At 70.0% G+C, this 18,858-nt stretch carries 21 protein-coding genes and 1 riboswitch; of the genes, 10 read left to right on the plus strand and 11 right to left on the minus strand.

Annotation, left to right across the window (positions count from 1 at the left end; translation table 11 throughout):
- Window positions 1-13: 13 nt before the first annotated feature.
- From BLS56_RS23020 to BLS56_RS23030, 3 genes are all read left to right on the plus strand, one after another.
- On the plus strand, window positions 14-868 hold the full coding sequence (locus tag BLS56_RS23020) for a DegV family protein (protein WP_091454676.1): 855 nt from the start codon (window positions 14-16) through the stop codon (window positions 866-868).
- 881 nt (window positions 869-1,749) lie between these two features.
- Entirely contained in the window at window positions 1,750-2,232 is a 483-nt protein-coding gene (locus BLS56_RS32440; protein WP_228771851.1) for a ComEA family DNA-binding protein, read from the plus strand.
- Window positions 2,229-4,592, plus strand: coding sequence for a DNA internalization-related competence protein ComEC/Rec2 (locus BLS56_RS23030; protein ID WP_091454678.1), 2,364 nt, complete (start codon window positions 2,229-2,231; stop codon window positions 4,590-4,592). Before BLS56_RS32440 ends, BLS56_RS23030 begins: the two co-directional genes overlap by 4 nt.
- 214 nt (window positions 4,593-4,806) lie before the next feature.
- Here the strand turns inward: BLS56_RS23030 and thrC are convergent, their stop codons facing one another.
- Window positions 4,807-6,072, minus strand: coding sequence for a threonine synthase (gene thrC, locus BLS56_RS23035; protein ID WP_091454681.1), 1,266 nt, complete (start codon window positions 6,070-6,072; stop codon window positions 4,807-4,809).
- 11 nt (window positions 6,073-6,083) lie between these two features.
- Window positions 6,084-6,214: riboswitch (SAM riboswitch) on the minus strand.
- Between the two features lie 161 nt (window positions 6,215-6,375).
- On the opposite strand from thrC, the gene holA reads away from it, so the two are divergent.
- A complete protein-coding gene (holA, locus tag BLS56_RS23040; protein WP_091454683.1) occupies window positions 6,376-7,353 on the plus strand; it encodes a DNA polymerase III subunit delta in 978 nt (325 codons plus the stop codon).
- A gap of 131 nt (window positions 7,354-7,484) precedes the next feature.
- Here holA and BLS56_RS23045 read toward each other — a convergent pair whose 3' ends face one another.
- The 5 genes from BLS56_RS23045 to BLS56_RS23065 all read right to left on the minus strand — a co-directional run bounded on the left by BLS56_RS23045 (window position 7,485) and on the right by BLS56_RS23065 (window position 10,498).
- Window positions 7,485-7,991, minus strand: coding sequence for an acyl-CoA thioesterase (locus tag BLS56_RS23045; protein WP_091454687.1), 507 nt, complete (start codon window positions 7,989-7,991; stop codon window positions 7,485-7,487).
- A gap of 77 nt (window positions 7,992-8,068) precedes the next feature.
- The gene (rpsT, locus tag BLS56_RS23050; RefSeq protein ID WP_091454689.1) at window positions 8,069-8,332 is read right to left on the minus strand and encodes a 30S ribosomal protein S20; all 264 of its coding nucleotides are present in this window, start codon (window positions 8,330-8,332) and stop codon (window positions 8,069-8,071) included.
- Between the two features lie 144 nt (window positions 8,333-8,476).
- A complete protein-coding gene (locus BLS56_RS23055) occupies window positions 8,477-8,686 on the minus strand; it encodes a hypothetical protein (protein ID WP_091454691.1) in 210 nt (69 codons plus the stop codon).
- Window positions 8,686-9,642: an SPFH domain-containing protein gene (locus BLS56_RS23060; RefSeq protein ID WP_091454694.1), complete on the minus strand. Its 957-nt coding sequence runs from the start codon at window positions 9,640-9,642 to the stop codon at window positions 8,686-8,688. Before BLS56_RS23060 ends, BLS56_RS23055 begins: the two co-directional genes overlap by 1 nt.
- A gap of 418 nt (window positions 9,643-10,060) precedes the next feature.
- On the minus strand, window positions 10,061-10,498 hold the full coding sequence (locus BLS56_RS23065; protein WP_091454696.1) for a type II toxin-antitoxin system PemK/MazF family toxin: 438 nt from the start codon (window positions 10,496-10,498) through the stop codon (window positions 10,061-10,063).
- A 50-nt stretch (window positions 10,499-10,548) separates the two neighbouring features.
- On the opposite strand from BLS56_RS23065, the gene BLS56_RS23070 reads away from it, so the two are divergent.
- Window positions 10,549-10,932, plus strand: coding sequence for a VOC family protein (locus BLS56_RS23070; RefSeq protein ID WP_091454698.1), 384 nt, complete (start codon window positions 10,549-10,551; stop codon window positions 10,930-10,932).
- Between the two features lie 35 nt (window positions 10,933-10,967).
- Here the strand turns inward: BLS56_RS23070 and BLS56_RS23075 are convergent, their stop codons facing one another.
- Complete coding sequence (locus BLS56_RS23075; protein ID WP_091454700.1) at window positions 10,968-11,273, minus strand: ArsR/SmtB family transcription factor; 306 nt, start codon at window positions 11,271-11,273, stop codon at window positions 10,968-10,970.
- A gap of 157 nt (window positions 11,274-11,430) precedes the next feature.
- Here BLS56_RS23075 and BLS56_RS23080 point away from each other — a divergent pair, with 157 nt between their 5' ends.
- The 3 genes from BLS56_RS23080 to BLS56_RS23090 are packed head-to-tail and all read left to right on the plus strand — an operon-like array spanning window position 11,431 to window position 14,886.
- Entirely contained in the window at window positions 11,431-13,110 is a 1,680-nt protein-coding gene (locus BLS56_RS23080; RefSeq protein ID WP_091454703.1) for a circularly permuted type 2 ATP-grasp protein, read from the plus strand.
- Window positions 13,091-14,038, plus strand: a complete 948-nt coding sequence (locus tag BLS56_RS23085; protein WP_091454706.1) for an alpha-E domain-containing protein — start codon at window positions 13,091-13,093, stop codon at window positions 14,036-14,038. Before BLS56_RS23080 ends, BLS56_RS23085 begins: the two co-directional genes overlap by 20 nt.
- Window positions 14,035-14,886, plus strand: coding sequence for a transglutaminase family protein (locus BLS56_RS23090; RefSeq protein WP_194957332.1), 852 nt, complete (start codon window positions 14,035-14,037; stop codon window positions 14,884-14,886). Before BLS56_RS23085 ends, BLS56_RS23090 begins: the two co-directional genes overlap by 4 nt.
- On the opposite strand, the gene BLS56_RS32445 is transcribed toward BLS56_RS23090, so the two are convergent.
- On the minus strand, window positions 14,870-15,115 hold the full coding sequence (locus tag BLS56_RS32445) for a DsbA family oxidoreductase (protein ID WP_139190915.1): 246 nt from the start codon (window positions 15,113-15,115) through the stop codon (window positions 14,870-14,872). The two genes, BLS56_RS23090 and BLS56_RS32445, sit on opposite strands and share 17 nt — an antisense overlap.
- On the minus strand, window positions 15,084-15,461 hold the full coding sequence (locus BLS56_RS32450) for a thioredoxin domain-containing protein (protein ID WP_139190916.1): 378 nt from the start codon (window positions 15,459-15,461) through the stop codon (window positions 15,084-15,086). The genes BLS56_RS32445 and BLS56_RS32450 overlap by 32 nt, the downstream gene beginning before the upstream one ends.
- Before the next feature lie 143 nt (window positions 15,462-15,604).
- Between BLS56_RS32450 and lepA the strand changes: the two genes are divergently transcribed.
- On the plus strand, window positions 15,605-17,452 hold the full coding sequence (gene lepA, locus BLS56_RS23100) for a translation elongation factor 4 (protein ID WP_091454708.1): 1,848 nt from the start codon (window positions 15,605-15,607) through the stop codon (window positions 17,450-17,452).
- Window positions 17,453-17,493: 41 nt separating this feature from the next.
- Here lepA and BLS56_RS23105 read toward each other — a convergent pair whose 3' ends face one another.
- Window positions 17,494-17,889: a DUF3224 domain-containing protein gene (locus BLS56_RS23105; protein ID WP_091454710.1), complete on the minus strand. Its 396-nt coding sequence runs from the start codon at window positions 17,887-17,889 to the stop codon at window positions 17,494-17,496.
- A gap of 134 nt (window positions 17,890-18,023) precedes the next feature.
- On the minus strand, window positions 18,024-18,422 hold the full coding sequence (locus BLS56_RS23110; RefSeq protein WP_175482991.1) for a DUF3224 domain-containing protein: 399 nt from the start codon (window positions 18,420-18,422) through the stop codon (window positions 18,024-18,026).
- 124 nt (window positions 18,423-18,546) lie between these two features.
- Between BLS56_RS23110 and BLS56_RS23115 the strand changes: the two genes are divergently transcribed.
- Window positions 18,547-18,858, plus strand: a 312-nt coding sequence (locus tag BLS56_RS23115) for a Uma2 family endonuclease (protein ID WP_228771852.1), incomplete at its 3' end; no start/stop codon positions are given.

Raw genomic sequence — 18,858 nt, forward strand, 5'->3', positions numbered from 1 at the left:
AGGCTCCGGCATCGTGCCGTTCGCCGTAGTCACCGACTCGACCGCGTATCTGCCGGAAGGCTTCGCCGACCGGCACGCGGTCCGGGTGGTGCCGCTGTTGGTGCACGTGGACGATCGCGAGGGCCGCGACGGCGTGGACTTCGGACCCGGCGAACTCGCGGAGGCGCTCACGCGGCACCGCGTGGTGACGACCTCCCGTCCCAACCCCGACGAGTTCGCCGCCGAATATCGCCGCCTCCTCGACGGCGGGGCGGACGGTGTGCTGTCGGTGCACCTGTCCCGGCGGCTCTCCGGGACGTGGGAGTCGGCTCGGCTGGCCGCTGAGGAAGTCGGCGCGGACGTGGTCCGCGTGGTCGACTCCCGCACCACAGCCATGGGCCTCGGATTCGCCGCCCTGCGTGCCGCCGAGGTCGCGGCGGACGGCGCCGGGGGAGCGGAGGTGGAAGCAGTCGCGGTAGCGGCGGCGGAGAACACCAAGAGCTTCTTCATCGTGGAGACTTTGGAGTATCTGCGTCGCGGTGGACGGATCGGTGCCGCCGCCGCCCTTTTGGGCACAGCGTTGTCGATGAAACCCGTCCTCCACGTCCACGATGGCGAGATAGTCCCGTTGGAGAAGGTGCGCACGACGAGCCGGGCGTTGGCCCGCCTGGTGGATCTGGCCGTGGCCGCGGCGGGCGCCGAGCCGGTTCAACTGGCGGTGCACCACCTCGCCGCCCCTGATCGCGCCGCCGAACTGGCCACCCGCTTGGACGAGCGCATTCCGCAGTCCGCGGGCTGCGTGGTTTCCGAGCTGGGCGCCGTCATCGGCGCGCACACCGGACCCGGAGTTCTCGGCGTTGTACTCTGCCCCGGCCATCTTGGCAAATGAGTTGTCCACATAGGCCGAGCTTGTCCACAGACGACGGAGACGAGTACCCGCGGCTTTGATTCGTCCCTAGCGTTGGTGCTATGCCACAAACCAACGCCACCCGCACAGCTCAGATGGACGCCGTCCTGGCCCGGTTGACCACTATCGCGGCCCGCCCTTGGGACGAGCCTCAACCCGAATCGCGAAACCCGCGTCAACCCCCGGACCTCGGCTTCTCCACCGCGCCCGCTCGACGCGGAGGCCGGTTGGCGGCTTTCCTCGCCAGTCAAAACAATCCGGCTTCGGCAGACGCGCCTTCGGCAGGGCAGCCTTTCCTGGTTTCGGAGACTTCCCTTGCCGCCCAAGGTGGACGCGTCTCCACTTCCGGTTCGCTTGGCCATGGAGAGCTTCCCGGCCAGGGTGAAGCGCCGCCGCCTTCCGGAACGGACGCTGCTTCACTACCTCGCACGGTCTCTCCCGAATCCCGTTTGTCCACTCAGGCCGTCCTTCTGGCACCCCAAGAACCACGGCAAGACTCTGAGCGCCAGCTGGCGCCATCCGGGCCCATCCCGTGGCGGCGCTTCTTCACCCGCCCTGAGCGAGACGCGTCTTCGGCTTCTGTCTTCGCCGCATCTGGTTCCGGAAAACTTGCTTCCGATTCATCTCTCTCGGCGCGTCCCGGCACAAGCTCACCCGAACTCGGGCCACCGGACACCGGTTCTCCCGAATCCGACCCTCAGGTCGATAGGTGGCTCCCGTGGCGGCGTCCCGCAGGCCATCTCATCCGTCGGTTCAGCCCGCACAGCCCGCCAGATCGACGTCGGGTCCCGATTCCGCTCATCGCGGGCCTGATCGTGGTTGTCGCGGTGGTCACCGGGTTCGTCGCTCTTTCCGATTCCCCGGTGAAGGAAGTGCCACCGGACTTGGCCGCCGCTACCGTCGACCAGCCCAGCGCAAGTCCGAGCGTCGCGCCCGAGGTCGTGGTCGATGTCGTCGGAAAGGTCGCGAGCCCAGGCATCCGGTCGCTCCCGGACGGGTCGCGGGTCGTGGACGCGCTCCGGGCGAGCGGCGGCGCGCTGCCCGGGGCCGACCTGAGCGCGCTCAACCTCGCCCGCAGACTCGGCGACGGCGAGCAGATCCACGTCGGCGTCCCCGCACCCGCCGTCGACGGCCAAGCCGAGCGACCGGGTGCGCTCGTCAACCTCAACTCCGCGTCCCTGGCGCAGTTGGACACCTTGCCAGGGGTAGGAAGCGTGACCGCCCAACGCATCCTGGACTGGCGCACCCGCCACGGCCGGTTCACCAAGGTCGACCAGCTCCATGAGATCGAGGGCATCGGACCGGCCCGGTTCACGACCCTGCGCGATCTCGTCACGGTCCGATGAACCAGCCGCCACCCGACCCGAGACCGCACGACTGGCGGCTGCTGTCCGGCGCGCTGGCCGTGTGGCTGGCGGCGCTGCTGGGACTGCTCGTGCACTGGTCGCTGGCGGTCGTCGTCGGCAGCCTCGCGGCTCTCGCCGGGGCCGCCCACACCCGGTGCCGCGGGCGCCGCGCGCGCGATGGGCCCGCTCGGTTGGCCGCCGGAGTGCCGCTGTTCGTCTGCGGGGTGCTCGCCGTGTGGCCGGTCGCCGCGCGGATCCACGAGGCCGCGGCGGACCCGCTCCGGGTGGAGGCGGCCCGAGGTGCGGCGGCCCGGCTCCAGGTCGAGGTCGTCGAGCGGCCCAGACCGGTGCGGGCGGCCGGATTCGGCGGCCTGCCGTCCGGGGTCCACTCGGTCGTCGTGCCCGCGGTCGCGCTGCCCTCCGGGGCCCGAATCCTGATCCTGGCCCCGGTGGACCGGTGGGCGGCGTTGCTGCCCGGTCAGCAGGCCGTCGCCGAGGGCACGCTCGCCCCGGCTGAGGGCGGCACGCTCACCGTGGCCGTGCTTCGCGTCCGGGGGTCACCGGCATCCGTCGGCGACGCGCCCGCCTGGCAACGGGCGGCCCACGCGCTCCGTGCGGGCCTTCGGCAGGCGTCGGAAGTGCTCGACCCCGAGTCAGCCGGACTGCTGCCCGCGCTGGTCGTCGGTGACAAGGACGGCATGTCCACCACGGTCGAGGACGAGTTTCGCGTCGCCGGGATGTCGCATTTGCTGGCCGTTAGCGGTGCCAACCTGGCCATTGTCTGTGTCGCCGTTCTCTACCTGTTGCGGTTGGCTCGGATCGGCCCGCGGGGGTCGGCCGCGGGTGCGCTGTGCGCGCTCGTCGGATACGTGCTCCTGGCTGGTCCTGAACCCAGTGTTCTGCGGGCCGGGGTCATGGGCGCGGTCGGCCTGCTCGCGCTCGCCCTCGGGCGGGAACGGTCCGCGCTGCCCGCGCTGGGAGCGGCGATGATCGTGCTCGTCGTGCACGACCCGGCGATGGCTGTCGCGTTCGGGTTCGTGCTGTCGGTACTGGCTACCGGTGCGCTGGTCCTGCTCGCGCCGAAGTGGACGCGGCGGCTCACTCGGCGGGGCGTGCCCCGGATCGTGGCCGAGGCGCTCGCCGTGCCCGCGGCGGCACACCTGGTCACGGCGCCGGTCGTGGCCGGGATGAGCGGGCAGGTCAGCCTCGTCGCGGTGGCGGCGAACCTCGCCGCCGCTCCGGTCGTCGCGCCCGCGACGGTGCTCGGGGTGTTGGCCGCGTTGGTGATGCCGGTCTTGCCGTGGCTCGCGGAGTGGCTGGCGCGGCTCGCGGGCCCCGAGGTCGGGTGGCTGGTCACGGTCGGCCGGACCGCCGCCGGGATGCCGGGAGCCGCCCTGGACTGGCCCGCGGGATGGTGGGGCGGGGCGGCGCTGCTTCTGACAGCCGTCGCGGTGGCGGTGGCGATGCGTCGGCGCACGGCGCGGTTGGTGGCCGGGCTGGGGCTCACCGCGGTTCTGCTGGTGGTGATCCCGGTCCGGGTCATCGCTCCGGGCTGGCCGCCGTCCGGCTGGGCTGCGGTGGCGTGCGATGTCGGACAAGGGGACGCGGTCGCACTGTCCACAGCGGACCCAGGCAGGGCCGTGCTGGTCGACACCGGGCCCGAATCGGCCCCGACGCGGGAGTGCCTGAACCGGCTGGGGGTCGACCGGATTCCCTTGGTGATCCTCAGCCATCTGCACGCGGACCACGTGGGTGGTCTGTCGGCGGTGTTATCCGGTCACGCGGTCGGCGCCGTCGCGGTCGGTCCCGGGCGGGCGCCGGAGTGGGCCTGGCGGCAGGTGCGCGAGGAAGCGGCCGACGCCGGTGTCCCGCTCGTGCAGTTGACGGCCGGGCAGCGGATGAGCTGGCCGGGCCTTGCCGTGGAAGTCCTTGCCCCGCGGACGAAGGAGGCCGAGCCCGCCGAAGCGGACGGCACGCAGATCAACAACCGCTCGGTCGTGCTCAGGGCGACCACCCGCGCCGGGCGGCTGCTGCTGACCGGGGACATCGAACTCGCGGCACAGGCGGACCTGCTGACCGCGGGCGTCGACCTGTCCGCCGACGTCGTCAAGGTCCCGCATCACGGAAGTCGTTACACCGCACCGGAGTTCCTCGCAGCCATCGGCGCGCGCGTGGCCATGGTCAGCGTCGGCGCCGGGAACCGCTACGGCCACCCGAGCCCGCGCACGTTGGGAAGCCTTGCCCAGAAGGGAGTTCTGATCGTCCGGACCGACACCGGAGGCGATTGCGCGGTGGTCGAGGACGGCGGGAAGCCCGCCGCGATGGTGCGCGGCGAGCCCAGATCCCCTCCTGGCCGCTGAAATCTCGGCGGCGGGCATCGCCACGCCATCGCCTCGGCACGGCCGTGAACCCCGCTGGGGAACTGAAGCCTGTCCGGTCACCAAACACCGGGCGGGGCGATCAGCCGTGCTCTCCTTGGACGGCAAGGCGTTGTCCGGGGAGTCGGTGCGCGGTGGGTGGGACGGCAGTGGCCGCACCCCGCCGGGGTGCGGCCACTGGGCCACGCGTCGTGGGTCAGCCGCGGGCGAGGACCTCGCGGACCGCGGCGGCGGTCGGAGGGATGGTGGCGCGCGGGCCGATGTGGTCCTGGACCGCGTCGAGGGTCTTGAGGCCGTCGCCGGTGATGAGGAGGACGGTTTCGGCGTCGGGGTCGATCTGGCCGCTTTCGATGAGCTTCTTCGCCGTGGCGACGGTCACGCCGCCCGCGGTCTCGGCGAAGATGCCCTCGGTGCGGGCCAGCAGGCGGATGCCCTCGACGACCTCGGCGTCGGTGACGTCCTCGACCGCGCCGCCCGTGCGGCGGACCGAGTCGAGCACGTACGGGCCATCGGCGGGGGCGCCGATCGCCAGCGAGCGGGCGATGGTGTCCGGCTTGACCGGGCGGATCACGTCGTGGCCGGACTTGAACGCCGTGGAGACAGGGGAGCAGCCGGTGGCCTGCGCGCCGAACACGCGGTACGGGGTCGCCTCGACCAGGCCAAGCTCGCCCAGCTCGCGGAACGCCTTGTCGACCTTGGTCAGCTGGGAGCCGGACGCGACCGGCACCACGATCTGCCGCGGGAGCCGCCAGCCGAGCTGCTCGGCGACCTCGTAGCCCAGGGTCTTGGAGCCCTCGGCGTAGTACGGGCGGACGTTGACGTTCACGAACGCCCAGTTCTCGTGCTCGGCGGCGAGCTCGGTGGCGAGCCGGTTGACGTCGTCGTAGTTGCCGTCGACGGCGATCAGCGCGCCGTCGTAGACCGCCGTGGTCAAAATCTTCGCCCGCTCCAGCGACGACGGGATCAGCACGACCGAGTCCCAGCCCGCGCGGGCCGCCGCCGCCGCGACCGCGTTGGCGAGGTTGCCGGTGGACGGGCACGCCAGCACGCTGAAGCCGAGCTGGCGGGCGGCGGCGAGCGCGACCGCGACGACGCGGTCCTTGAACGAGTGCGTGGGGTTGCCGGTGTCGTCCTTGACCCACAGCGACTTCACGCCGAGCGCGGCGGCGAGGCGGTCGGCCTTGACCAGCCGGGTCATGCCCGGGTCGGTGTTGGGGTGGGCGGCGACGTCGGTGGGGACGGGCAGCAGCCCCCGGTAGCGCCAAATCGACTGGGGTCCCGCTTCGATGTCGGCCCGGGTGATGTTCCCGAACTCATAGGCGACCTCGAGCGGGCCGAAACACTCCGCACAGGCGAACTCGGCGGCGAGTGGGATCTGGTGGCCGCATTCACGGCAGGAGAGCGCCCGGGCGGGGCCGAGGTCGTAGGCGCTGGTCTGCTGGACGTCAACGGTCGATGTCATCGCGAGGTATCTCCTCATCTATCCCGCTGCGCGGGTCGGAATTGGCACCGTGGTCGTCCGCCTCCTCGCGATGAGGAAGTGACGCGTAACGCCGGTTGCCGGGGCTTCTTCGGGCCGATCCCTCTGCCCCTCTGGATGAGCGGTATTCAGTTGTGGCCGGAGCGCGCCGAAGCGGGCCCGCGACTTGCCCGCCACGCTACGGCACCACGAACGCGATCGGCCAGTCCCATGTCCAGTATTCGAGAGCGGGAGCCTGTTCGTCTGCTCACTTGGGTGCGGCGCGGCCGTGGGAGGATCGCGGGCGTGAACTCGCCCGCGGTCACGCCAGCCCCGCTGCAACTCGTGCTCGGGGAAGAGGAGCTGCTGGTCGAACGCGCCATCCGCGCCGCGCTCGACACCGCCCGGCTCGCCGACCCCGCCGCCGACCTGACCCGGCTCCGGGTGGCTGATCTCACAGGCCCTGAGCTGGCCGAACTCGTCAGTCCCTCGCTGTTCGCCGAGGGGCGGGTGATCGTCCTCGACGCCGCCCACGAGGCGACCCAGGACATCGCCGCGCTGGTCGTGTCCTACGCCAAGGCGCCTGCCGAGGGGATCGTGCTGGTCGTCGTGCACAACGGCGGCGGACGCAAGGCGGGCAAGGACATCGTGGCCGCCATGCGCAAGGCCGGTGCGGTGGTCACCGAGTGCGCCAAGATCACCAAGTCCTCCGAGCGGGAGGCGTTCGTCCGCAACGAGATCCGGCGGGCGGGCGGCAAGACCGATCCGGCGGCGGTGGCGGCGCTCATCGACTCCGTCGGCTCCGACCTGCGTGAACTCGCGGCGGCGGCGGGGCAGCTCGTCGCCGACACCGGTGGGGCGGTGACCGAGGAGGCGGTCCGGCGGTATCACCGCGGGCGGGCGGACGTCACCGGGTTCGCCGTCGCCGAGAAGGCCGTGACCGGGGACCTGGCCGGGGCGATGGAGGCGCTGCGCTGGGCCATGAACCTCGGGGTTCCGCACGTCCTGGTGGCCGACGCGCTCGCCGACGCCGTGCGGACCGTGGCCAGGGTGGCGGGCGCGGGCCGCGCGGACCCGTTCCGGCTGGCGGGCGAGTTGGGGATGCCCGCGTGGAAGGTGAAGAAGGCGCTGGGCCAGGCCAGGGGCTGGCAGCCCGCGGGCCTCGCGGAGGCCATGCGCGTGGTGGCCGAGGTGAACGCCGACGTCAAGGGCGTCGCGGCGGACGCGGACTACGCACTGGAACGGGCGGTGCTGCGGCTCGTCCACGCGCACCGGCGAGACTGACCGCGCTGGAAACACGCTCGGGCGCCTGCTCGCGTGCCGTTCACGCGTCGAAGTGCGATCGGCGGGTCCCGCGCTCACCTGTCTGGTGGGGCCTGTCGTTCGGTCGCTTCGGATGGCCCTGGAGACGGGAGTCAGCGGGGCGTGGCGCGGCTTTCCAGGATCTCGGCTCGCTTGGCAAGGCGGTGGTGGCGGCGGATCTCGGCTTCGCGGAGGCGGCGCTCGTCTTCGGGGGTTTCGGGTAAGACCGGCGGTACGGCACGCGGTTGGCCCGTTCTGTCCACCGCGACGAACACCAGGTAGGCCGTCGCCACCTGGGTCGGGGGGACGCCCGCCCGGTCCCACGGCTCGGCGAGGACCCGGACGCCGACCTCCATCGAGGAGCGGCCTGCCCAGTTGACCTGGGCGTGGGCGTGCACGAGGTCGCCCACGCGAACCGGGTGCAGGAAGGTCATGTCGTCCATCGCCGCGGTCACGGCGGGGCCGCCGGAGTGGCGCTGGGCCACCGCGCCCGCCACGTCGTCGACCAGCTTCATGATGACCCCGCCGTGGACGGTGCCCAGGAGGTTGGTGTCCAGGGCGGTCATGATGTGCGAGAGGGATGTCCTCGCCGCCGAGGTGGGTTTGGGCTCCAGGTCCATGCGACGAGTCTCGCCCACACAGCAGCGGCGCCGCCCACCCGGAGGTGGACGGCGCCGCTGGCACGTGTGGGTGTGGGTCAGCCGAGCTTGTTGACCCGCAGCGCCATGGCCGACTTCTTGTTGGCGGCCTGGTTGGCGTGGATGACGCCCTTGCCCGCGGCCTTGTCCAGCTGGCGGCTCGCCACGGCCAGCAGCTCCTGCGCCTTGGCTTTGTCGCCCGCCTCGGCGGCCTCGCGGAACTTGCGGATCGCGGTCTTGACCGAGGACTTGACGGACTTGTTGCGCAGGCGCGCCTTCTCGTTCGTCTTGATCCGCTTCATCTGGGACTTGATGTTGGCCATGCGTGTGCTCCTCGTGTCGAGTCCGGATCGGCGCGCCGCACTCACGGGACCAAAAACCGGTCCCCTGGCCCTGCTGAGCAGGTCTCCTCCACGTCGGAGTGCCGCACGGCGCGACAAGCAAGGGTAACAGTCGGTGGCCGACGCTCAGTCCTCGGGCGGCTCGTCCTTGGGCGGCCTGCCCCGGCGCGGGAGGCCGCCCGCGCCCTCGGGCAGCCGCCCGGCCTCGGCGAGGGCGCGGCGGAGCATGAACTCGATCTGCGCGTTGGTGCTGCGCAGTTCGTCGCTCGCCCACCGGGCCACCGCGTCGTGCACCGCGGGGTCCAGCCTGAGGAGGACCTTCTTGCGTTCGGCCATCAGTGGTAAAGAGATCCCGTGTTGACCACGGGGTGGGCCTCACGGTCGCTGCACAGCACGACCAAGAGGTTGCTCACCATCGCCGCTTTCCGCTCCTCGTCAAGGTTGACCACCTCCCGTTCGGCGAGCCTGTCCAGGGCGAGTTCCACCATGCCCACCGCGCCCTCCACGATCCGCTGCCGAGCGGCGACGACCGCACCCGCCTGCTGCCTGCGCAGCATCGCGCCCGCGATCTCCGGCGCGTACGCCAGGTGGGTGATACGCGACTCGATGACGCCGACACCCGCCGCCTCGACCCGCGCCGCGATCTCGGCGGAGAGCCGGTGGGTGATCTCGTCAGCGTTGTCGCGCAACGACAGCTGCGCGTGCTCGCCGTGCGCGTCGTACGGGTAGGTGGTGGCGATGTGCCGCACGGCGGTCTCGGTCTGGATCGCGACGAAGGCGATGAAGTCGTCCACCTCGAACACCGCGCGGGCGGTGTCCTGGACCTGCCAGACGACCACAGCGGCGATCTCGATCGGGTTGCCGTCGGCGTCGTTGACCTTCATCACCGCGGTCTCGTGGTTCCGGATGCGCGTCGACACTTTCCGCCGCGTGGTGAACGGGTTCACCCAGCGCAATCCATCGAGCCGGACGGTGCCGACGTAGCGGCCGAGGAACTGCAGCACCCGCGCCTCGCCAGGCTCCACCATGGTGAGCCCGCCCCCCGCTATCGCCGCCGCCGCAACCGCCAAGACACCGAGCACGACCGCGGTAACCGCCACGGCGTCAGCCAGCGACAGCGCCCCGACGAGCCCTACGATCCCACCGCCGATCAGCGCTATCCCGGCCAATGTCAGCACTACCGCGACCGCACCGATCGGCAGCCCGGCGGCCCCGAAGGCGACTCTTTCCCGCACGTGGGGCTGGGGCAGTTCCGGTCGGTCGATGTCCTGCGGTGTGACGGTCGTGTTCATGGGTCCCCTCCCGGCTAGCGATGTTCTATCTAAGTGATATCACTTTTTCGCGGGCTCGGGTAGCGTGACCGGTCAAGGAGGGCAGTCGATGCCGTTGGACATCGCGATCACGGGCGCAGGCAGAGGGCGAGTAGCGGCCAAGCCCGTGTCACCGCAGCCTCGGCGGACCCAGGCTGTCAGAGTGGGATTCGGCCTGGCAGTTGGCGGCCGACCGGCCGCTGACGCGGCTGGCGCACGCGGTCCACTCGCTGGATCGCTTCGGGGAGTTCGCGCCGATCCCCGGACGCGGCGTGGCTACGAGCGCGTCAAACGCGACCTTGCCCGAGTCCACTCCCGGGACCCGGACTACGACGGCCACACCCTGGCCAAGACCGCCTTCTTCGACGCGATCCAGGGCAGGCTTGACGACAGTCCGCCGTCACTGCCAGCCGTAGCGGATCCGTAGGGCCTCGGCGACCAGGGTGAAGCGGTCGGCCTCGAGCACCGAGCCCTCTCGGCGGATGTCTTGTTCACCGAGTTCGAACAGCCTGTCCATGCGCAGGTAGGACACTCGGCCGTCGCGGTCCCAGCGGCCTGCGCCCAGTTCCAGCCAGTCGCGGCGTTCGTGGTCGTGCGGGGCTTTGCTCGACAGCATCAGCGCGCGCAAGGTCACGCCTGTGCGGCCGACCACGAGCAGGGGGCGGTCCTTGCCTCGCGCGGGGTCGTCCTCGTAGGGGACCCAGGCCCAGACGATCTCGCCGGGGTCGGCCGCGCCGTCGAGGTCGGGGGCGTAGGCGATGGTGTCCGGGCGGTTGCGGGTGGGGACCTCCCACACGGCGCCGTGGGCGGGGCGGGGGTCGTCTGAGGAAAGTCGCACGGACGGCGAGCGTAGTCGCGCGGACTGCCGCGGGCAGGTAGGACTTACCCGTGGAGTTTCTCAGCAGCAGGCTAATTCTTCGTCCCCGTGACCCCGAGCGGTCCCTGGCGTTCTACCGGGACGTGTTGGGGCTGGCCGTGTACCGAGAGTTTCCGGGCGGGGTCGTCTTCTTCCTCGGCGGCGGCTTTCTGGAAATCTCGGGGCAGGGCGCCGGGGAAGCGAGTCCGGACATGGCTGTCTGGTTGCAGGTGCGCGACCTCGCGGCCACCGCTGCCGAGTTGGCCGCCAACGGCGTGACGCTGCTGCGTGAGCCTCGCCAAGAGCCCTGGGGGCTGCGCGAGGCGTGGCTGGCCGACCCCGACGGCCTGCGGATCGTGTTGGTGGAGGTTCCCGCCGACCATCCGATCCGGCGGGATTCTCGGGAACCGGCCTGACCGCCCGCTCAGTCCATCGAGTCAAGTCCATCGAGTCAGTCCATCGAGTCGAGGTGCTGTTCCAGTTTGTCCAGGCTGCCGGACCAGAGCCGCCGGTACGGCGCCAGCCACGAGTCGATCTCCGCGAGCGGTTCCGGCCGCAGTTCGTACCAGCGGCGTTGGGCGTCTCTGCGCACCCGCACGAGCCCGGCGTCGCGCAGCACCTTGAGGTGCTTGGACGTGCCTGGCTGGGTGAGACCGAGTTCGGTGACCAGGTCGCCGACCGACCGAGGCTGCTCGCGCAGGAGGTCGAGGATTCGCCGCCGGGTCGGTTCGGCCAACACGGTGAAGGTGGTCGCCACCCACTGAACATTACCCACCGGGAATATACAAGGCAACGGCCAACCATGATTGGCCACCTTGATGACCACGGCAAACAGGCAAATCTCACACGGCGCCCAGCGCGGAAGTGATGTCGCGATACTGCGAGATCGCCGCTCGGTAGGCAAAGATGCCTGGATGGAGCGCTCAACGACCACGGACACGTCTCGGCGAGCCCCACGCCGGGCGCGTGACACCGGCCCGGAATTGGGCGGGCTCTTCGACGGCTACCTCGATCCGAGACGTCCGCACGCGGGCGCGTACGACGAGATGTTCGGGCCCGACGCTTCTGTCCGGCAGGCTTACCGCCGGCTGCACGAGCAATTGGCCGCGTCCCAGCCCGGCGACCTGGCCGCGCGCTCCGAAGCCCTCGACCGGGCCCTGGTCGACCAGGGCATCACCTTCTCGCTCTCCGGTCAGGAGCGGCCCTTCCCGCTCGACCTGGTGCCCCGGGTGATCACCGCCGCGGAGTGGTCGAGACTGGAGAAGGGGATCGTCCAGCGGGTCAGGGCCCTGGAGATGTTCCTCGCCGACATCTACGGCGACCAGCAGATCATCCGCGACGGCGTGCTGCCCCGGCGGCTGATCACCTCGTGCGAGCACTTCCACCGCTCCGCCGCGTTCGTCCTCCCGCCCAACGGCGTGCGCGTCCACGTCTCGGGCATCGACGTGGTCCGGGACGAAGAGGGCACTTTCCGCGTGCTCGAGGACAACCTCCGCAACCCGTCCGGGGTTTCCTATGTGATGGAGAACCGGCGCACCATGGCGCGGGTCTTCCCCGACCTCTTCGCGAAGCACCGGGTCCGCGCGGTCGGCGACTACGCCGTGCACCTGCTGCGCGCGCTGCGGGCGGCGGCGGCGGCCAACGTGGCGGACCCGAACGTCGTCGTGCTCACCCCCGGCGTGCACAACTCCGCGTACTTCGAGCACTCGCTGCTGGCCAGGCAGATGGGTGTCGAGTTGGTCGAGGGACGCGACCTGTTCTGCCGCGACAACGTCATTTACCTGCGCACGACAGAAGGAGAGCGTCAGGTGGACGTGATCTACCGGCGCATCGATGACGACTACCTCGACCCGGTCCAGTTCCGGCCGGACTCGGTGCTCGGGGTCGCGGGCGTGCTCAACGCCGCGCGTGCGGGCAACGTGGTTATCGCGAACGCGGTAGGCAACGGCGTCGGCGACGACAAGCTCGTCTACACCTACCTGCCGGAAATCCTGAAGTACTACCTGGGCGAGGCTCCACTGCTGCCCAATGTGGACACCTACCGCTGCTGGCTGCCCGACGAGCAGGAGCAGGTGCTCGACCGGATCTCCGAGTTGGTGGTCAAGCCGGTGGAGGGGTCGGGCGGCTATGGCATCGTCTTCGGGCCGAACTCGTCGGCGAAGGATTTGATGGCGCTGCGCAAGAGGGTGCGCGCCAACCCGCGTGGCTGGATCGCGCAACCGGTGGTGCAGCTTTCGACAGTGCCGACCAAGGTGGGGCAGCGCCTCAAGCCGCGTCACGTCGACCTGCGCCCGTTCGCGGTGAACGACGGCAAGTCCGTGTTCGTCCTCCCGGGAGGGCTGACCAGGGTCGCGATTCCCGAGGGCAGCCTGATCGTGAACTCGTCACAGGGCGGCGGGTCCAAGGACACCTGGGTGCTCGCCCCGCGTTCGTCCACAGCGGACGCCGAGCTGAGCGGCCAGGGCCTGGCCGGGTCCTCGCCGATGGACGAGGTCGCTCCCGAGCGTGGCCCGGAGCTGACGGCCGCGCAGCAACAGCAGCAACAGCAGCAACAGCAAGGCGGGGAGGAGACCGATGCTCGCACGCAACGCTGAGTCGCTCTACTGGATCGGCCGCTATGTCGAGCGCGCCGACGACACCGCGCGCATCCTCGACGTGTCGGTCCACCACCTGCTCGAAGACGCCACCGTCGACGCGGACGCCACCAGCCGCCAGCTCTTGGTGGTGCTGGGCATCGTCCCGCCGGAAGGCACCGCGTTCGACATGCGGTCGCTGACCGACCTGGTGGCGTTCTCGCGCGAGCATTCCGGCTCGATCGTGTCCTCGATCTCCAGCGCTCGGGAGAACACCCGGGTCGCCCGCGAGGTCGTCTCGACCGAGCTATGGGAATGCATCAACGCCATGTGGAACGCGCTGCCCGAGCGGCAGAAAGCGGCCAAGCGGACCGGGCCGCACTCGTTTTTCTCCTTCGTCGAGGAGCGCGCGGCGATGTTCGCCGGGCTCGCCGACTCCACGATGAGCCGCGACGACGGTTGGCGCTACCTCGTGCTGGGACGCTCGGTCGAGCGCGTCGACATGATCGTGCGCCTGCTGATGTCCCGCGTCGGAGACAAGCCCTCTTCGCCAGGCTGGGTAACCGTGCTGCGGTCAGCGGGCGCGCACGACACCTATCTACGCACTTACCGAGGCGCTCTTGACGCTCGACGCGTCGTGCAGTTCCTCTTACTCGACCGGTTGTTCCCGCGCTCGGTCTTCCACGCGCTGCGCCAAGCCGAGTCCTGCCTCGAACACCTGGATCACCGCCCGGTGACCAGGGTCGGGTCCAAGGCCGAGGCCATCCGGCTGCTCGGCAAGGCCCGCAGCGACCTGGAGTTCCTCCGGCCGGACGAGCTGCTGGAGAACCTGACCGACCGGCTCATGGAGTTGCAGACCACCGTGCGCGAGGTCGGCGAGGCCGTGTCGCAGCAGTACTTCCACTCCGTGCCGTGGGTGGCCTGGACGAACGCGGAGGTGAGCCTGTGACCGCGGAGAACTGGCGAATCCGGGTGGTGCACACCACCGGGTACCGCTATGCCGCGCCGGTGGTTCAGTCCTACAACGAGGCCCGGCTCACCCCGCGCAGCGACCGGTGGCAGAACCTGGTGGTCAGTCGGATCGAGACGACCCCGCCGACCCGTTCGTTCCGCTACACCGACTACTGGGGCACCGAGGTCACCTCGTTCGACCTGCACGCCCCGCACACCGAACTCAAGATCGTGTCCTCGTCGGTGGTCGAGACGGGGGCTACCGTCGAGCCGGTAGACGGGGCGAGTTGGGCCGATCTACGCGCCCCGGAGGTGGTCGACCGGTACGCGGAGTACCTGGAGTGGACCCGCTACGTGCCGCGGCACGCCGAGCTGGGCCAACTGGCGAGGACGATGCGCAAGGGCCGCAAGCCGCACGAGGCCGTGCTCGCCATCGCCGAACTCATCCACGACCGGCTCACCTACCGGCGCGGCACCACCGGCGTGCACAGCTCGGCCGCGGACGCGTGGGAGGCGCGCGAGGGCGTCTGCCAGGACTACGCCCACCTCACCCTGGCGATGCTCCGCTCGATCGGCATTCCCGCCCGCTACGTCTCGGGCTACCTGCACACCAACCCCGACGGCAAGGTCAACGAGACCGTCCGGGGGGAGAGCCACGCCTGGATCGAGGCGTGGACCGGCGGCTGGTGGGGATTCGACCCGACCAACGACATCGAGATCGGCCCACGCCACATCTGGGTCGCCATCGGCCGCGACTACGCCGACGTCTCCCCGCTCAAGGGCACCTACAGCGGGGGAGCCGCCACGGCCATCGAGGTGTCCGTGGACGTCACCCGGCTGGCGTGACCCGCGCGGTCTCCGTCCACGCCCGGTCGAGCACCGCGAGGATCTGGTCGGCGGGTTGGGCGCCGGAGAAGCCGTAGCGCCGGTCGACGACGAAGAACGGCACTCCGTTGGCGCCCAGCTCGGTCGCCTCCCGCTCGTCCGCGCGCACCGCGTCGGCATAAGAGCCTTCGCTTAGCGCTGTCACTACCAGCTCACGGTTAAGGCCGACCTCTTCGGCCAGGTCGGCCAAGACGCCTCGTCGCTGAGCAGCCTGCCGTCGGTGAAGTGCGCCCGCAGCAGCCGCTCCTTGAGCGCGTCCTGGAGACCGTGCTCGGTTGCCAGGTGCAGGACCTGGTGGGCGCGGGCGGTGTTGTAAGACCGAGTCCCTCGGCGGCGGCCACCTCGGTGACGTGCGCGGTTATCCGGGCGACCTGCTCGGGGCTCATGCCACGCAGCCGGACCAGCACGTCGCGGGCCATGCCCTCGTCGGGGCTGCCCTCGGGCATCAGCTCGTAGCTGCGCCACCGCACGGTCACCGCGTCGGCGTGCGCGAACCGCGCCAGCTCCTGCCTGAGCCGAGCCCGGCGATATAGCACCAAGACAGGCGACATCCGACCAGATCTCGATCTCCATGGGACGGGGCAACGTGCTCGGGGACGATCCCATTCCGCCTGCTCGGCTCACCCGAGGACGGGCATGGGACGATGGAGTCACCCCTTATGACCATGCGAGGACCTGAGTGGCTACGTTCGCTGACACGACCTTCACGGCTCCGGAGCAGATCCGGAACTTCTGCATCATCGCGCACATCGACCACGGCAAGTCCACCCTGGCCGACCGGATGCTGCAGATCACCGGCGTGGTCGAGGAGCGGGCGATGCGCGCGCAGTACCTCGACCGGATGGACATCGAGCGCGAGCGCGGCATCACCATCAAGGCGCAGAACGTGCGCCTGCCGTGGGTCCTCGACGGCGCGGAGCACATCCTGCACATGATCGACACGCCCGGCCACGTCGACTTCACCTACGAGGTCTCCCGGGCGCTCGACGCCTGCGAGGGCGCGATCCTGCTGGTCGACGCCGCCCAGGGCATCGAGGCGCAGACGCTGGCCAACCTCTACATGGCCCTCGACCGCGACCTGCAAATCATCCCGGTGCTCAACAAGATCGACCTGCCCGCGGCGGACCCGGACAAGTACGCCGCCGAGATCGCGCACATCATCGGCTGCGAGCCCGGCGACGTCCTGCGCGTCTCGGCCAAGACCGGCCAGGGGGTGCGCGAACTGCTCGACGAGGTCGTCCGGCTGGTGCCCGCGCCCGTCGGCGTCGCCGACGCCCCGGCCCGCGCGATGATCTTCGACTCGGTCTACGACACTTACCGCGGCGTGGTCACCTATATCCGCGTGGTCGACGGCAAGATCACCCCGCGCGAGCGGATCAGGATGATGTCGACCAACGCCACCCACGAGCTGCTGGAAGTGGGCATCATCTCGCCCGAGCCCAAGGCCAGCGCCGGGCTCGGCGTCGGCGAGGTGGGCTACCTGATCACCGGCGTGAAGGACGTCCGCCAGTCCCGGGTCGGCGACACCGTGACCTCCGAGCGCAAGGGCGCGACCGAGCCGCTGGCCGGTTACCGCGAGCCCCGGCCCATGGTCTACTCCGGGCTCTATCCGGTCGACGGTTCGGACTACCCGGACCTGCGAGAGGCGCTGGACAAGCTCCAACTCAACGACGCCGCGCTTACCTACGAGCCGGAAACCTCCGCCGCGCTCGGCTTCGGCTTCCGCTGCGGGTTCCTCGGGCTGCTGCACCTGGAGATCACCCGCGACCGCCTGGAGCGGGAGTTCGGCTTGGACCTGATCTCCACCGCGCCCAACGTGGTCTACCGGGTCGTGCTGGACGACGGCACTGAGCTGACGGTCACCAACCCGTCGGACTGGCCAGCGGGCAAGATCTCGGAGGTTTACGAGCCGGTCACCAAGTGCACGATCATCGCGCCCAGCGACTACATCGGCGCGATCATGGAGCTGTGCCAGGGCAAGCGCGGACAGCTCGGCGGTATGGACTACCTGTCCGAAGACCGCGTCGAACTGCGCTACACGATGCCGCTGGGCGAGATCATCTTCGACTTCTTCGACGCGCTGAAGTCCCGCACGCGCGGCTACGCGTCGCTGGACTACGAGGAATCCGGCGAGCAGAGCGCCGACCTGGTCAAGGTCGACATCCTGCTCCAGGGCGAGGCGGTCGACGCGTTCAGCGCGATCGTGCACAAGGACTCGGCCTACGGCTACGGCACCAGGATGGCCACCAAGCTGCGCGAACTCATCCCGCGCCAGCAGTTCGAGGTGCCGATCCAGGCCGCGATCGGGTCGCGCGTGATCGCCCGCGAGACCATCCGCGCCATGCGCAAGGACGTCCTCGCCAAGTGCTACGGCGGTGACATCAGCCGCAAGCGCAAACTGCTCGAGAAGCAGAAGGAAGGCAAGAAGCGGATGAAGATGGTCGGCCGCGTCGAGGTGCCCCAAGAGGCGTTCGTCGCCGCGCTGTCCACCGACGAGTCTTCGGACAAGGGCAAGGGCAAGAAGTAGCGCCCCCGCCGGGGCCCTGGCGGGGGCCCCGGCGGCGCGGCTCAGTCGAACTTGTAGTCAATCGTGTAGTGGTGCGTCCCGTCCACCAAGGCGATCACCATCTCGCCGGTGAGGCCGGTCAGCTCACCGGTAGCGGTGTCCGGCACGACCGTGATGTCCATCGACTGCTTCTCCGGCGTCGAGGTGGCGTTGTGCTGGAGCACGAACGTGCCCGCGCGCCCGCCGAGCGTGCCGCTGACCCGCTCCACCGCGACGTAGGCCGCCGAGCCCTCGACCGGGGCCCGCACCTGGAACATCGTCACCACGCTGGTGGCGGTCAGGTCGCCGGTGTACCTCTTGCGCGCGGTCGTGCGTGTGACCGTGGTTCCGTGCTGCTCGTCGCTTTCCTCCGGCTGCCACGCCTCGATGCCGAACGTGCCGGTCGCCTGCTCGCTCACTGCGTCCTCCCCGCGTTGTCGCTTGGCCGGATTCTCGACCCGCCGGGCGCGGGAAAAGAGCCACTATTGACCATTCGCGGCCGCGTTGTCGGGCAGTGGCGTTGTCGGGCAGTGGCGTTGTCAGGGGCAGCTTGTCAGGGCAGGGTGTAAGAGAAGGTGTAGGTGTAGCCATCGGCGTTCTTGGCGATGTCGAAGGTCCCTGTCAGGCCGGTCAACTCGTCGGTGCCGGTGTCCGGCACGACGGTGATCACGGCCTCTTGCGCTGTCTTCGTCGCGGTAGCCGTGTGGTGCAGGACGAAGCTGCCCTTGCGGCCGTCGAGAGTGCCGTGGACCTTCTCGAAGGCCACATAGGCAGCTGAGCCGGACGCGCCCGCCACCACCCGGGTCATCTGCACCTCGCTGGTTCCGACCAACGCCCCGGAGAACGTCTTGCGGATGACCGTGCGCCCCAGCGCGACGCCCTCGTGCTCGTCGTAGGGGTCCTGCGCGTCCCAGAGATCCACCACGAAGGTGCCCGCAGCATACTCGCTCACGATTGATCTGCCTCCTGCTTCCGCCGGCCTGTGGATGACTTTCGGGGTTGTGGACAACTTTCTCCATCCGTCGTCCCCCTGCGGGATTCTGGTCGTGTTGGTTTCGACAAGAAAGGAGGGCACCATGGGAACCATGGTCGCGACCACCGGTTCGTACCCGTTCGCCCACGGCCGCCCGTTCACCGTGGACGATCTGGAGGCCATGCCGGATGACGGCAACCGCTATGAACTGCTCGACGGGATGCTCCTCGTGAGCCCGGCGCCCGGCGTCAGACACCAGAAGATCGTCGTCAAGCTCTCGCGCCTACTGGACGAGGTGTGTCCGCGCTCTTTGCATGTCCTCGTCGCCCCGTTCGCTGTTCGCACGGCGCGTGACATCGAGTTGCGGCCGGATGTCCTGGTGGCGCGGGAAGAGGACCTCACCGAGAAGCTGCTC

The sequence above is a fragment of the Actinokineospora iranica genome (assembly GCF_900101685.1).
GTDB classification, from domain to species: Bacteria; Actinomycetota; Actinomycetes; order Mycobacteriales; family Pseudonocardiaceae; genus Actinokineospora; species Actinokineospora iranica.